Annotated in this window: 12 protein-coding genes; 7 read left to right on the top strand and 5 right to left on the bottom strand. The window is 28.8% G+C overall.

All coding sequences use genetic code 11. From position 1 onward, the window contains the following. Positions 1-2,064 carry an ATP-dependent DNA helicase RecG gene (gene recG / locus bhYOR_RS02920; RefSeq protein WP_025434091.1) on the top strand — a complete coding sequence of 688 codons (2,064 nt, stop codon included), beginning with the start codon at positions 1-3 and terminating at the stop codon, positions 2,062-2,064. A gap of 2 nt (positions 2,065-2,066) precedes the next feature. Here recG and bhYOR_RS02925 read toward each other — a convergent pair whose 3' ends face one another. Then, entirely contained in the window at positions 2,067-2,861 is a 795-nt protein-coding gene (locus tag bhYOR_RS02925) for a M15 family metallopeptidase (RefSeq protein WP_247088188.1), read from the bottom strand. A gap of 150 nt (positions 2,862-3,011) precedes the next feature. On the opposite strand from bhYOR_RS02925, the gene bhYOR_RS08140 reads away from it, so the two are divergent. From bhYOR_RS08140 to murD, 3 genes are all read left to right on the top strand, one after another. Then, a complete protein-coding gene (locus bhYOR_RS08140; protein WP_281506142.1) occupies positions 3,012-3,143 on the top strand; it encodes a hypothetical protein in 132 nt (43 codons plus the stop codon). A gap of 538 nt (positions 3,144-3,681) precedes the next feature. Further along, positions 3,682-5,025: an MATE family efflux transporter gene (locus tag bhYOR_RS02930; protein ID WP_025399897.1), complete on the top strand. Its 1,344-nt coding sequence runs from the start codon at positions 3,682-3,684 to the stop codon at positions 5,023-5,025. 24 nt (positions 5,026-5,049) lie between these two features. Continuing rightward, positions 5,050-6,405, top strand: a complete 1,356-nt coding sequence (gene murD, locus bhYOR_RS02935; protein ID WP_025399898.1) for a UDP-N-acetylmuramoyl-L-alanine--D-glutamate ligase — start codon at positions 5,050-5,052, stop codon at positions 6,403-6,405. On the opposite strand, the gene bhYOR_RS02940 is transcribed toward murD, so the two are convergent. Together bhYOR_RS02940 and metG are read right to left on the bottom strand one after the other, a co-directional pair. After that, a complete protein-coding gene (locus tag bhYOR_RS02940; protein ID WP_025399899.1) occupies positions 6,402-7,451 on the bottom strand; it encodes a lipid II:glycine glycyltransferase FemX in 1,050 nt (349 codons plus the stop codon). The two genes, murD and bhYOR_RS02940, sit on opposite strands and share 4 nt — an antisense overlap. Positions 7,452-7,472: 21 nt before the next feature. Next, on the bottom strand, positions 7,473-9,671 hold the full coding sequence (metG, locus tag bhYOR_RS02945) for a methionine--tRNA ligase (protein ID WP_281506144.1): 2,199 nt from the start codon (positions 9,669-9,671) through the stop codon (positions 7,473-7,475). Between the two features lie 106 nt (positions 9,672-9,777). On the opposite strand from metG, the gene pta reads away from it, so the two are divergent. Beyond that, positions 9,778-10,836 carry a phosphate acetyltransferase gene (gene pta, locus bhYOR_RS02950; protein WP_025434093.1) on the top strand — a complete coding sequence of 353 codons (1,059 nt, stop codon included), beginning with the start codon at positions 9,778-9,780 and terminating at the stop codon, positions 10,834-10,836. On the opposite strand, the gene rsmA is transcribed toward pta, so the two are convergent. Together rsmA and bhYOR_RS02960 are read right to left on the bottom strand one after the other, a co-directional pair. Then, positions 10,807-11,643, bottom strand: a complete 837-nt coding sequence (gene rsmA / locus bhYOR_RS02955; RefSeq protein ID WP_025434094.1) for a 16S rRNA (adenine(1518)-N(6)/adenine(1519)-N(6))-dimethyltransferase RsmA — start codon at positions 11,641-11,643, stop codon at positions 10,807-10,809. The genes pta and rsmA overlap by 30 nt on opposite strands. 28 nt (positions 11,644-11,671) lie before the next feature. After that, entirely contained in the window at positions 11,672-12,946 is a 1,275-nt protein-coding gene (locus tag bhYOR_RS02960) for a ComEC/Rec2 family competence protein (RefSeq protein WP_025434095.1), read from the bottom strand. Positions 12,947-13,061: 115 nt separating this feature from the next. Between bhYOR_RS02960 and bhYOR_RS02965 the strand changes: the two genes are divergently transcribed. Next, the gene (locus bhYOR_RS02965; RefSeq protein WP_025399904.1) at positions 13,062-13,769 is read left to right on the top strand and encodes a CPBP family intramembrane glutamic endopeptidase; all 708 of its coding nucleotides are present in this window, start codon (positions 13,062-13,064) and stop codon (positions 13,767-13,769) included. Between the two features lie 13 nt (positions 13,770-13,782). Beyond that, positions 13,783-15,714: an AMP-binding protein gene (locus bhYOR_RS02970; protein WP_025399905.1), complete on the top strand. Its 1,932-nt coding sequence runs from the start codon at positions 13,783-13,785 to the stop codon at positions 15,712-15,714. Positions 15,715-15,741: the final 27 nt, after the last annotated feature.

Here is a 15,741-nt window from a genome sequence, read left to right on the forward strand (position 1 = left end):
GTGTTCTTACATGAATTTAAATATGACCTGCAAGGTATAAGTGGTCTTGGTAAGAAAGGGCTTGAGAGATTAAATAGTCTTCACATTACAAATATCAGAGAACTTATAGAATATTTTCCTAAAAAATATGAGGATCGTCAAAATATAAAAACTTTTCCAGATTCACTGGAAGTGAGAAATTGTGAACTTATGACAGTTTTTACTGTTTTAGAACATAGAGATTTTGGAAATAATTTTAAAAGGAATTTAAAACTTATAGCTCAGAGTGAAAATAATGAGATATTTGAAATTCTTCTTTTTAATAGGGGATTCTTAGAAGGGGTTTTTAAGGTAGGTCAAAAATTTTATATTTATTCTAAGTTCAATTACAACGATTATACTCAGATGTGGAGTTGCTCTAATTTTGATAGTGAAGTGTTTAGTTGTAATCCTGAAAGATTTAAAAAAATTATGCCAGTTTATTCTCTTGGTGAAGGACTAACTTCTAAGAAAATATCGTCTTATGTAAAAGAAGCCCTTATTTATTTTTTAAAGTTTGGGCAGTCAGACGTCCCTGAATTCTTGATAAATAAGTATTCATTGTTGCCCTTTCATGAGGCTTTAAATGAGATTCATTTTCCAAGTTCATTTGAAATGCTTGAAAAGGCAAAAAAGACTTTGATTTATAGGGAGATTTTTTTGCTTCAGTTTTTTTCAAGGGGAAAAAGTTCTGTGTTTTTCTTGAGGAAAAAAAGAAATTTACCTAGGAATTTGCTTGATCAAATTATTTTAAAACTTCCATTTAAGCTTACAAAAGATCAAAGAGTTGCAATTGATGAAATAATTAATGATCTTGAAAGTAATAAGCCAATGAATAGATTATTGCAAGGTGATGTTGGAAGTGGGAAAACCATTGTTGCTTTTCTCTCTAGCATTCCTTTAATTGAAGCTGGGTATCAAGTTGCGTTGATGGTGCCTACTGATCTTTTGGCGCGGCAACATTATAATAATTTAGCAAATATACTAAAAGATTTTAATATTTCTATAGCTTTTTTGACTGGTAGTTTAAAAAAGAGAGATAGAGATGAGGTTTTAGAAAAAATTCAAAGTGGAACTTATAGTTTAGTAATTGGAACTCATGCTATTTTTTCTCAGGGAACAAAATTTAAAAGATTAGCTTATATCATTATTGATGAACAGCATAAATTTGGTGTTGATCAAAGAGAGGAGCTTAAAAATAAGGGAGAAGAGGTTGATGTGCTTTTAATGTCAGCAACTCCTATTCCTAGAAGTTTAGCTTTGACTCTTTTTGGTGATCTTGAAGTATCTTTAATTAAAAGAGGTCCTGAGAGCCGAATACCTGTTACTACGTATTTAGCAAAACATGGTAATGAAGAGAAGGTATATGAATTTTTAAAAAATGAGCTTGCAAAAGGACATCAAGTTTATTTTGTTTATCCCTTAATATCATCTTCACAGAAGTTTAATTTAAAAGATGTTACTAGTATGTGTTTAAATCTTAAGAATATTTTTGTTGAGTATTCTGTTGCAATGATTCATTCTAAGCTTGAATCCCATGTTAAGGAAGAAATTATGCGTGATTTTTACTTAAAGAGAATAGATATTTTAGTTGCAACGAGTGTTATTGAAGTTGGTATTGATTGCCCAAATGCGACTTGTATGGTAGTAGAGCATGCAGAGCGTTTTGGACTCTCTACTTTGCATCAGATTAGAGGGCGTGTTGGTAGAGGTAGCTTAAAGTCTTTTTTGTTTTTGCTTTACAAGGAACCTTTAACAGAATCAGGAAAATTTAGACTTAAGACTATAAAAGAAAATATAGATGGATTTAAAATAGCAGAAGAGGATCTTAAATTAAGAGGTCCTGGCAATTTATTTGGTCTTGAGCAGACTGGTTATTTAAAACTTAAGATAGCTGATTTTGTTGAAGATAAAGAAGTTATAAGTTTGATTAGAGAAGAACTTAATATGTTTTCTTTAAATAAGTCTGATTATAATAAATCAGATATTGAATTACTTGATAGTCTTTTATGCTCATATTTAAGATCTGTTGGTAAAGAGAGTTAATATTAATTTGTATATTTTTGAATTAACTGTGAAAGTTCTTTTTTATTTTCATGCCAAAATTTGAGAAGTTTATATTGTAAATTGTTGAAATATTTTTTTTGTAAGATGCATGCTTGTTTGCCAATGTACATGTAATGCCAAGGTTCTGGTTTATAACCAGTTTCTCTTTCATGATTCTTTGGATATGATAATGAGAATCCATGTTTTAATGAATTTTCATAAAGCCATTTACCAGCTTTTGTATTTAGTAAATTATCATCTATTTTTATAAAATCTATGGTTATTCCTAGTTGGTGTTGTGAGTGATCAGGAGTTGCTGATTGGCTTGTTGCTATCTTAAGTCCGTAAGTTTTTACATTATATTCAAATAAAAATTTTTGATATTCTCTTGTTCTGTATGCTGACACTATGTTTATTTGTAAGCCATTTTCTCTACCTGCTTCTACAAGATTAATTAAGTCATCTATTAATATTTTTCTTAGCCTTAAGCTTTCTTTTCCAATATTTTTTAATTTTTTGAAATCTTTTAAATAAACTAAATCGGTTGGGTTGTATTCTCTAGGAATTGGGATTTTTTTATTTACAAGTATTAAGAGAGCATTCTTTTCTGCTTCAAGTAATGGTTTAAGCTCTTTTATAAATTGAATAGGATTGTCTTTTATTTGTTTTTGATAAGATTTATCTAAAGTTTTTATGGTTTGAAGTAAGATTTTTAAGTCTTGTTTTGATATTGGGTTTGCTTGTAACGTGAAGTTATTAACTAAGAGTATTAGTGAAAAGATATTTAATGATTTCATTAGAATGTAATTATATTATAGTTTGTTTTTGTTGTGGGAGTAATTTTAAGATTTTATTAATGTTAAGTTTAAATTAAGTTTATAAAAGTGGCAAACTAAGTAAATTATGTTAAATAAGTTTATAATTACCATTCAATATTAAGAGAGTTATTGGTATTAGCCATTCCTACATCTTTTGAGGCTTTTCTTTTTTTAATTGTTATATTGGTATTTGGTGCTGTACTTAGTGTTTATGCTTCTCAAGTGTTTTCTAAGGGAAATTTACGTATATTAGGGTTTTAAGCATAACTATTTTGCATGCTTTTTATGCTTGGCTTGGGAGTAGTGAATATGCATCTTTTGCAGTGACGTCTAATCTTGTAGATTTATGCTTTGTTGTGATGTATGGGAAGGAATCTCGGTGTTATTAATGGAGATTTGATGGTAAGGAGAAATGTATGTTTAGAGCATTGGGAATATTTGGGATTATTTTGTGATTTTTGGTGGCCTTCATTCTTTGCTTAATATCTAAAAGTTGTGCTTATTATTTTTTAGTGATTTAGATTTCCTGAATTTGTTAAGAGATCATTAAAAATATATTTATTGTAATATAGTTTTTTAAAGATAATTGGATAAGGGAAGTTCATTCTGAAGAACTGATTTAATTTTTAAAATGCATTATAATGACAATTAGGGTATTGTATGAGCTATAAATTTAAAATTTATTTTGATTTCTTTAATAAAGGAATTCCCTCTATTTTTCTATAGTATGTTTGTTTAAACTTGAATTTGTTTTTTTGACAATTTGAAAATTTGCTGTTTTTATATTTAGGGGGAGGTTATGTATTCATTAAGCAAATCCAAGAAAAGCAGTGTGTATCAAGATATTTTAAATATTGCAATCCCAACAACCATTGAATTCTTTTTATTTAATGTTGTTGCATTTACAGATAATATTATGGTGTCTTATCTTGGTGATTATCCTGTTGTTGGGGTTTCTCTTGCAAATAAACTTTTTGAACTCTTTAGTACTATTGCTTTTGCTGTAATGGGAGCTTATAACATATTGGCAACAAGGCAATATGCTCAAGGTAATATTGATAGTTTTAAAAATACATTTTTTATTAGTATTTTAATTCTTTTGTTTTTTTCCTTTTTATTTATAGTAATTGCATTATTTTATTCATATTTTTTTCTTGGATTATTATCCGATGATCCAGTAGCTGTCTTTTATGGAGTATCTTATCTTAATATTGCTGTTTATTCTTTTATATTTGCAGTTGTTAAGGGAATTATTGCTAATTCATTAAAAGTTGTTAAAATAACTAAAATTCAAATTGCTACTTCTGTTATTTCAGTTATTTTAAATGTAGTTTTTAACTATTTATTTATTTTTGTGCTTAATATGGGAGTAGTTGGTGCTGCTATTGCAACTACGTTGGTTCGCCTGATTGAGCTTATTTTTTATCTTATTTATACTGTTTTTAATACAAATTCGCATTTTTATCTTAAGCTTGAAAATTTAAAAATCAATCCTGTGATATTTTCTGAGTTAATTAAGGTTTTTGTTCCAATTTTTTTAAATGATTTTATTTGGTATTTGGGATATTTTGGTTTAATTGCGATCTTTTCAAGAATTGATACTGCTAAGTATGCAGCTTATAGTATAACTTTTTCTATTTATTTTATTGGATTTAATATAATTCATGCTTTTTGCTTTGCTGTTAATATTGTGATGGGACATGAGATGAATAATGATAAAGAAGAAATAATGTCTGTTGCGATATATTTGAGCAAGATAGGTTTTGTTTTGGCTGTTCTGACCTCTTTTATAATGTTTGCTTTGTCATTTATAGCTCCCCATATTTTCTATAAATTGGAGTATGCAGATCTTATGGGAGTTATGCTAAGATATTATTCTATTTCAGTATTTTTTACATCACTTGCGTTTCAATATTTATTTGGGTTTTTCCGTGCAGGTGCATCTCCAAATTTTGGAGCTATTATGGAAGGTTCTGTAACTTTTATTTATACAATTCCTATTGCATACTTTTTAGCAAAGTATACGCAGACCCCATTTGAACTTATTGTCTTTATTCCAACTCTTGAAGATGTAATTAAGTTGGGTATTTCTCTTCCTTATTTTTATAGTACTAAGTGGATTAAGTCTATTAAAACAGGTTGATTATTTTGTTATAATACTGATGCTGTGTATTTAAATGATATAAGAGGTAAAAATTTTTTGATTATGGGCTTGGGGCTTCATGGAGGAGGTCTTGCTGCTGCTAAATTTTTGTTGAAACATGGCGGTAATTTGGTAATTACTGATTTAAAGAGTGAGTTGGAATTAGGTCCAAGTATTAAGTCCTTGAAGCAATTTAAAGATAAAGTCCGATATGTTTTAGGATATCATGATGAGGATGATTTTAAGAGCGCAGATATTGTTATTAAAAATCCTGGTGTAAGCTTTGATAATAAGTATTTAAAGCTTGCAAAAAGAGTTGAGACCGATATTAGTTTATTTTTAATGTTTAATCAAAATCCGATAATTGCTATTACAGGAACTAAGGGAAAATCTACACTTGCATCTCTTTTGCATAAGGTTTTAGTTGCTAAGTATCCGAATTCTAAGCTTGGAGGTAATATTGGGATATCTCCTTTAAGTTTTTTAGATGAACTTGATGGAACATCGCCTATTGTTTTAGAACTTTCTTCTTGGCAATTACATGATCTTAAAAATTTGTGTCCTATTGTTAGTATTATTACAAATATTTATTGTGATCATCAAAATTATTATTCAAATTTTGATAGCTACATAGCAGATAAGTCAAAAATTTTTATAAATCAAAATTCCGGGATTTTGATCTCTCAGGATCAAGCTTATTATAATTATTTTTATAAATTTAAATCTAAATCCAAGCTCATTTTATTCTCAGAAACTGTGCCTTTAAACTTTAAAAATGATATTTTTTATTTTGAGATGGGTAAAGTTTATTTAAATAATAAAGTGATGAGTACTCTTAGTGACTCAAGAATTGTGTTATTGATCTCTAAAATGATCACCGTTTTTATTGCAAGTTATTTACGTTTGGATTTAAGTGTTGTATCTAAGATTTTGACTGATTTTGATGGTATTGAACATAGGTTAGAATTCGTACGGGAATTTGAAGGTGTTAAATATTATAATGATACGGCATCAACAATTCCTGATTCTACAGTTTTGTCTGTTAAAAGTTTAAGGCCCTACGGAGGGTTGATTAATCTTATTACTGGCGGGACTGATAAAGGGCTTGATTTTGCAGTTTTTGGTGAGATTTTAAGTATGGTTAAAACTTGGATCTTATTAAGAGGAAGTGCTACTTTAAAGATTATTAAATTTTTAGAAGATAATAATCTTCATTATTTTATCTTTTCTTCTTTAGAAGAATGTGTTTATTATGCTAAAAAAAACTCTATTCGGGATGATATAGTTTTATTTTCCCCAGCCAGTGCTTCTTTTGAGCTTTTTAAGAATGAATTTGATAGAGGGCTGCAATTTAAGAATTTAGTGAGTATTATGACTTAAAATCTTTTTTTTATGATTTTATAGTAGATGTATCTTAGTATTTCAAAAATGCTATAAACTTTATATAAAAATTTTTTGTACACAAAGTCATAACATCCAATTCTATGAATAAGTTTTCCCCCAAATCCAGTCTTGAATTGAAATAGACCAAATAAAGGGTGTTTTGCATCAGCAGTTGGAGGAATTCCTAGGAGATCATATTCTTTTATTGAAAGACTTTTAAGCATTTGTATTGTCTTGAATTGTACAGCATAATTTGGCATTAAGTGCCTATTTGATCTACTTGAGGCACCGTAGAGGTATGTGGCCTTGTCTTTATATATTCCAACAATAATTCCAGATATTAGTTGTTCATTGTGTAATGCAATTATTAGTTTGATTTTGGAATTTGTATCTTCTGTGAATGCTTTTATTAAGTTTTTTATATAATCTTTTGAGTGAATAGCGAATTTATCTCTTTGAGCGGTTTCTTTATGAAGTTTATAAAATTCATCAAAATATTTAAAATCATCATCTATAATGACTTGAATATTTTTTTTGCTGCTAAGGTTTATATTATATCTTGTTTTCTTTTTCATCTTAGCTTTAATGGCATCTAATGAATCTTGCAAATCTAGTATGGTTGTATTTGATGGTTGTATGTCATCGAATGATTTTTTAAGATTTTCAAATTTAAGTTTTAGTGGAATATAGTCTTCTTTTAAGCTTCTTGTGGTATAAAACATTAAATCATATCGTACAAATATGGTATTTTTATGTAAATATTGCCTTATATCTTCACTAAATTTTTTGATTTGGGTATTAAGTTCATTTACATTAATTTCTTCAATTTTCTTATTTGAAAATTCTGGATGGGCGATGTAACTTAAGTATAGATTTCCAAAGATCTTTCTTTGCATCACAAGAATTTTATTAAAATGGTCACTACTTAATGCTATGGCTTTCCATGGACTTTTGTTGCTTGAGGTTTTTTTTACGATTGTCCATAGTTTGCTTTGTAGATAATTTTCATTTAAGCTTTCTATTTGAGTTTTTTTAATATTCATTGATTTTGCTTTATTTAAGATTTAATAGACTTTTCCATTTGGAATTTCTATAGATAATATTTTTTCTTTAGAATGTTCTAGTATTAGGTTAATACCGTTTATTTTAAGTTCTCCATTTTCTGCTACAATTTGAGTTTTAAAGAATTTATCTATGCTGATTTTAGCTGGTGATTTTAGTTCCTTGTAACTATCACCCTCAAGTATTATTCTCTCTCCAGGAATGGGATTATCTTTAAAATCTTCTACAATTATTACTTTAAAATTCTTATCCTTATCTTCAGTTGCAATTAGCATTCCTTCAGATTTTATTCCTCTAAATTTGGCAGGCTTTAAGTTATCTACTATTATTATGTGTTTCCCAATTAGTTCTTCTTCTTTGTAATAATCTGCAAGACTGCTTACAATTTGTTTGCCATCAGGAGTTCCATCATTAAGTTTTAAAATGAACAGCTTTTCTGCGTCTGGATTTCGCTCTATTGTTTTTACTTGTACAACTTTTAAGCATACTTGTTCGCTAAATAAATTTATTGGATTTATTTGATTGCTTGTTTGTTCATCTTGCATGTTTTTGCTTCCTGAATATTTTAATTTTAAACTATTAATTAAGTGTTTTTCTAGTTTTATAAATAGTACTTCTGTGAACTGAATTGTACTTAATCCCAAATTTGTTCCTAAGAATCTGTTGGAAATTTCATAACTGTTTCCAAAAAATCTTCTTATTTTGTCACTTGTGTGCGGTATAAATGGTGAGATTAAGATAGATAGATCCCTTATTAAATATATTAAATTTAATAATAGTTCTTTTGTTTTTTGAGGTGTACTGTCTTTTGTTTTCCATGGTTCTTTATCTTGAAATATTTTATTACCTGTTCTTGAGATGTCAAGAATTTCTTTTAGGGCCGATTTTAGTTCGACTTGTTTGAAAAAATTTAGGGTTTTATCATATTTAAGATTGATTTCTTGCCAAAAATCTTCTTTTATTTCTATCTTATCTATTTGGTCTCCAAAGAATTTTTTATAAAATGTTAATACTCGGTTAACAAGGTTTGAGAAATTTCCAATAAGTTCACTGTTTACCCTTTCCATAAAGTCATCCCACATAAATTGAAAATCAGATTTTTCAGGTCTGTTATAATATATATAAAATCGCCAAATATCAGAAGGTATGCCAGTGGTAATGACATCGTTTCCAAATATTCCAGTTCCTGCAGATTTTGAAAATTTTAAGTTTTCGTAGTTTAAATATTCGCTTGAAGCCAGTTTGCTTAGCATTGTCCAATTTTCCTTGCTTCCAAGTGCTATTGAGGGAAATATAACGGTGTGGAATAGAATATTGTCTTTTCCGATAAATTGCACTAAATTCGTCTCTTCATTATTTTTCCACCAGGATTTCCAATCTTTTGAGATTTCTTTTGTAATTGATATATATCCAATTGGTGCATCAAACCATACATAAAATACTTTATTCTCATATTCCTTTTTGGGTACTGGTATGCCCCATTTTAAATCTCTTGTTATTGCTCTCTCTTTAAGTCCATCTCTTAAGAATGCATTTGTTATTTTAATGGCATTGGTATTCCAGTTTGTATTTAGTTCGGTTATTTGCATCCAATGTGAAAGTTCATCCTTTATCTTTGGTAAGTCAATGTAGATATGCTTAGTTGTTTTTATAATGGGAATATTTTTGCAAATTATACATTTTGGATTTATTAAATCGGTTGGGGATAATAACTTAGAGCAGTTTTCACACTGATCCCCTTTTGCATTATTTCCACAATTTGGGCATTCGCCTGTTACATATCTATCTGCTAAAAACATTTGATCTTGCTTACAAAAAAATTGTTCACTTTCTTTCTCTGTGGTATAACCATTTTTTTCTAGCTTTAAGAATAAATCTTGTACAGTTTCCTTGTGGCGTTTGTTAGTTGTGCGTCCAAAAATGTCAAATTTAATGTTAAACCATTCATAAATTGATTTGTGTATTTCATAATATTTGTTGCAAAGTTCTTCAGGGGTAGTTTTTTCAATTAAAGCCTTAGTTTCTGTGGCTGTCCCGTATTCATCTGTTCCGCAGACGTAAAGTGTCTCTATGCCCATCATTCTTGAGTATCGTGCAAAAGCATCTGCTGATAAGACTTGTACTAAGTTGCCAAGGTGAGGTATGTTGTTAACATATGGCAATGCAGCTGTAATTAAGTTCTTTTTTTTCACTTGATTTATTGTTTCCTTTTTTGATGTACTATATTCATATTTTAATACTAATATAGGTTATTTTGTGCATTTTATTTATTAAATAATTTATGCTTTTATTAATGATAAATGTGATATGGAGAGTATTATGGGATCTTTTAATTTTAAAGATTATGTTTGTGGTAGAGCAAAAAGAATTGTGATGGAAAAGGGAGATAGGGCTAGTATAGTTTTTCCTGAAAGTATGGATGATAGGATTTTAAAGGCTACTATTTATATTTTAAAGGAAAAACTTGCAGGACTTGTGGTGCTTATTGGGTGTAGGGATGAGGTTTTTAGAAGATTAAAAGAATTTGTGGGCTTTAGTGGTGATATCTTAGAAATGATAAGAATTATAGAACCCAATTCTTTTAAAGATTTTAATAGATATTTAGATGAATATTTAAGTTTACGACACAGTAAGACATTAACTCTAAGTAAGGCTAGAGAGGAACTTTTAGATGAGATTATTTTTTCTATGATGATGGTGAGACTTGGTGAAGTTAAGACTTGTGTATGTGGTGCTTTAGCATCTTCTGCTAAGGTTTTAAGGAGTGTGTTTGGAATACTTCCTAAACTTAAAGAAACTAAATGTATATCTTCTTTTATGATTATGGATACTGGGAATGATTTTGGTCGGTTTGAAACTTGTTTTGGGTATGAGGGAATTTTAATGTTTGCTGATTGTGCTGTAATAATAAATCCTGATTCTATGCAGCTTGCAGAAATTGCAATACAGAGTGCAAATTCATTTAAAAATATTTTTAGTGCAGAACCAAAAGTGGCTCTTTTAAGCTTTTCTACAAAAGGGTCTGCTCATTCTGTTGAAGTTGAAAAGGTGAGGTGTGCCTTAGATATCGTTAAGAAAAAAAGCACGAACTTACTTGTTGATGGGGAACTGCAGATTGATGCTGCTTTAATTAAAAGCGTTGCAGAGAAAAAATGCAGTGATTCCTTGGTTGCCGGTTCTGCAAATGTACTTATTTTTCCTAATTTGGAGGCTGGTAATATTGGTTATAAGCTTGTTGAGAGATTGGCTTTTGCTAAGGCTTATGGACCTTTTTTACAAGGACTTAAGAATCCCGTTAGTGATCTCTCACGAGGTTGTTCTGTAGATGATATTGTATTAACAAGTGCATTGATGATTGGTAGTTAGTTTATTTGAAATAGCAATGAATTCTTTAACAGAAATCTCTTCAGGTCTTTTATCTAAAAATTTTTTTAAGAAATCTTCGTTAAGGATATTGTCGTCTGCAATAAAGTTAATGATCGTATTTTTAAGTTTTTTTCTTCGACTTGTAAATACTGTTCTAACTAATTTGTTGAATGCTTTAAAATCTTTAATTTCTTTCTTACACGGAATGAGTTTGAGAGTTGTTGATTTTACTTTAGGAATTGGATAAAAATTTTTTTTATCAATATCCATTATTTTAATTACATTAAAGTGCGATTGAACTAGCACTGTGAATGACGAGTAATTTTTATTTCCCTCTTTTGCAAGCATTCTGTCTGCTAGTTCTTTTTGTACTGTAAATACCATATGAGTTAAGATTTCATCTTCAATAAGCATTGATATTACTTTTGATGCAATGTTATAAGGTAAATTTGAAAATATTTTATTAATATTTTGTCCTTCTTGTTTATATGTCTTTAAAAAATCACCTTTTATTAGCTTAAAATTTTTAAGTTGTCCAAATTGTTCATTTAAAATTTCTGAGTACTTAGGATCAATTTCAAAGACTGTCAAGAAATTTGCTTTCTTAAGTAAGATAATTGTCATTGCTCCAAGTCCTGGACCTATTTCCCAGATTCTTTCATTTTCTTTGATTTCAAGCGCATCTACTAGTTTTTCTCTTATGTGCTCGTTAATTAAGTAATTTTGCCCCCATATTTTTCGTGGAGCTATATTTTTGCTTTCAAGCATACGTTTTATGCTGTTTATGCTGTTATAATTTATGTTCATAGATATTAAAAATATAGCATATTGCTATTTAGTGTTTTGCGCTTTTGTTGCAGTATCTCTTTTCTTGTTCTAATTTATAAATTATGTAAAATATCGTTAGAATACTTAAGACTAAAAATATTCCTATGTTATGATTTTGAATTACTGGAAATTTGCTAAAGAGCATGGCTGTGTCTTTTATTGCCTTAAAGATATGAGTGTTAATTAGATCAAGGAGTAAAAATAGATGTGTGTTAACCGTGTAGACACCTAAACTTAATATTGTTATTATCAAGAATATTAGCATTAGGGGAGTAACTATTAGATTTGATAGTATTGAGATTGGCTGAAGATTGAGATTATTAGCATAAAGAATGGGAGCTGTTGAAACTTGAATTACAAGTGTTGTAAAAAGTGGAGATATGAGATTATTTAAGTTATATCTTTGATTAAGAGCAAGAGAGATTGATATTCCAAGTACTGCAAGATAAGATAACTTAAATCCTATTGAATTTAGTGTGTGTGGTAAGATAATGGCATTTATTATAAAACTAATTGATAATGTACTAATCAAATTAATTTTTCCATATGTTAATTTATAGATCATAAGCGTTTCTATCATTATGAATGCTCTTAGTGCAGATGGTGAAAAGCCCGTTAAGATTAAATAATTGAGTAGTATTATGCTTAGAATTAAATATTTTAGTTTTTCACTTTCAATTATATGGACTAAATAATAAAAAATGATATAAATTAGGTAAAAATGTAGACCAGATACCACTAAGATATGTGATATACCTGCTTTTTGAAATAAATTACTCTCGTATTTTGTTATATCTGATTTATTGTTTGTTAGAATTGCTTTTGAAAAGTGAGAATATTTGATGCTGATTGAGTTTAAAAACTGGTTTATTAGTTTATTATATTTTTCCCTAAGCTTTACTAGCAGCGGTCTTTTAATAAGTTGCATTTTCTTATTTTGAATTTTGACTATATCTCCAATTTTGTATTTATCTTCAATATTTTTGAATATGAATTTATATTTTTTCCCAAATCCATCTATTGATTCAATTTTGGTATTTGAGTATTTTGCAAAATAGGTAATGTTTGTTATTTGATAAACATTATCTTCAAGTCTTTTAAAGTTTAGACTAATCTCAAAGATGATCAGAAAACTTATACTAATCATGAATGTGAGTGAAAAATGAGCATTTCTTTTGATTAGAAAAATTAACATTAAGATTAAATTTAAATATATTGGATTTAGTCTTAAGTAATATCTTATTAATAAATTTAATGCGCTTATTAAAAACAATAAAATCACTAAAAATCTCTTTTGAAGAAGTATATTTTAAATAATATCAAAAATATATCAGATCATTTTTGGATTAATTATTATAAAGTTTGACAATCTTATATTTATGTATCTATAATTTATTATGACATTATTAAATAAATACCCTTTAAGGTATGCTTGTTTGGAGATTTTATTATCTTATTTTATAGTTTCTCGTCTCTCTCCTTTCGATTATGTTGGTGTTGATCTTTGGAATTTTAGTATAAACCATTATTATTATTGGTTATATAGTGCTTTTTTAATTATTTTCATTGTCTATTTTGCTAAATTAACAAGTTCTTATGATTTTAGAGATGAGTTTTTTATTCCTGAATTCAAGCCCATTTTTATTTGGCAAGCATTTTTAATTTTTGTCAAGTTGCTTATTTATATTTTTTTTCTATTGATTATTTTATGTTTATGTATTTTTTATTGTTTCCCAGAATCATTGCGATTGTGGGTTGAAGCAGGTAGTTCTGGTTTTATGTGGAATATAGGCAGTAAGCAATCACTTGCTTTAATGGTTATTACTTCCCTTTTTACAGGAGGAGTTGAAGAATTGTTTTACAGGGCTTTTATTATTACTAAACTTAAACAGGTAGGGGTTGTTTCATTAATTGCAGCTTTTCTTAGTAGTATTATTTTTGCTTATGGACATTTTTATTATGGATTTATTGGGTTTTTCTTTGCATTAATTTTTGGGGGGATTTTATCCTATATATATTTGATACATAAGAATATATACTATTCGGTTTTTGTTCATAGTTTTTATAATATCTTTGTTAGTTTGTTGCTCTTTTTGTTAAATTAGTTAAGGAGGATTTATGCTGGATACTGTACCTAAGCGCTTTAGGGAAGTTGTGGGATTTTATGGTGATCTTGATATTTTTATTTACAGAGAAAATGAGTCTAAAGATTTTAAGAGACAGATATATTCTGATTTTTGGAATGAAGTTAAGAGGGTTGGATCTGGTCTTTTGCATTATGGGATTAAGAAAGGCGATAGAGTAGCTCTTATTTCTGATTCAAGAAGAGAGTGGATAATTATTGATATTGCTGTTATGAGCTTAGGAGCTATTGATGTTCCGAGGGGTAATGATTCGTCTGATGATGAATTAGCTTATATTATTAATCATTCTGAGTCTAGTTTTGTCTTTGTGGAGAATGCTAAACAGCTTCAAAAAATCATTGCTAAAAAACATGAGCTTAAATTTGTTAAACATGTTGTTGTGATTGATGATGATAAACTTTATGAAGATAAATTGGGAAATATTACAATAATCTCTTATAAACAATTATTGAGTGTGGGGTATGATTATTTAAAAGATAATCCTAAAATGTTTGATTCTGAGCTTGAAAAGGTTTCTGGAAAAGATATTGCTACTATAATATATACTTCAGGAACAACAGGATTGCCAAAAGGTGTTGTACTTCGTCATGAATCTTTTATTTTTCAACTAGATAGGATTTGTAATTATTTGCCAACACTTGAACCAGGGAAAATAATGATATCTATTCTTCCTCTTTGGCATTCATTTGAGAGAAGTTGTGAATATATAGTTATGCTTAAAGGTATAGCAGTTGCTTATTCAAAGCCTATCGGGCCTATTTTGCTTAAAGATTTTGCAACTTTAAATCCCCATGCAATTATTTCTGTTCCAAGGATTTGGGAAGGCATAAGGATTGGTATTATTAAGAGAGTATCGGAATCTTTTTTAAAGAAAGTTTTATTTAATGTTTTCTTAAAAGTGGGAATCATTTATGTAAAACTTAAGGAAAAATTTTTGGGTCTTGTTCCTATTTATAAGAAGTCAAATTTTTTAGTTTCATTTTTTAAGAAAGTTATTTTTCTTACTGGATTAATTTTGATTTTGCCTTTTAAATTTTTAGGATATGTTTTGGTTTTTAGAAAGATCAAGAAGGCACTTGGGAAAAGATTTGAATTTGGTGTTTCTGGTGGGGGAGCTTTAGTAGATTATGTTGATTATTTTTTCAAAGCTGTAGGTATTGTAGTGCTTGAAGGTTATGGTCTTACGGAAACGGGACCCGTTTTAAGTGTAAGACGTCTTAGACGTCCTGTTGCAAATACTGTTGGTCCTTTGTTGCCAGATGTTGAATATAGAGTAGTTGATAGTGATGGTAATGCTTTGCCTCCTGGTGAGAAAGGTGAACTTTGGGTAAGATCCCTTCAGGTTATGAGTGGCTATTTTAAAGATGAGGCTACAACAAGGGAAGTTTTAACAAGAGATGGTTGGTTTAAGACGGGGGATTTAGTTTGTGCGACAATGAACAATGAAATTTCAATTGTTGGAAGAACTAAAGATACAATTGTGTTAAGAGGTGGAGAAAATATTGAACCTGAGCCTATTGAGAGAGCTTTATCAAAGTCTGTGTTTATTGAGAGTGTTGTGGTTGTCGGTCAAGATCAGAAGTTTTTAGGGGCTGTTGTTGTGCCTAATTTTGAAGTTCTTGAGAAGTGGGCTGGTTCTAATGGAATAATATTTGCTTCTCGTGATGATTTATTATCTAATGAGTCTGTTAACAAACTTTATTCTAAATGTATTTCAGATATAGTGAATCCTAAGTCTGGGTTTAAAAACTTTGATAGAATCGTTGGATTTGTTTTATTAAAAGATGCTTTTGTTGTTGGTGAGGAACTTACTAATACTCTTAAGCTTAAGAGGTATTACATATTTGAGAAATATCATAAAAAGATAATGTCAATATTTAACAAGGATGACTGTGAATTATTATGATGTAGGCTTGTAAATTTAAATTTCTCA

The organism is Borrelia nietonii YOR, from assembly GCF_023035795.1.
GTDB classification, from domain to species: Bacteria; Spirochaetota; Spirochaetia; order Borreliales; family Borreliaceae; genus Borrelia; species Borrelia hermsii.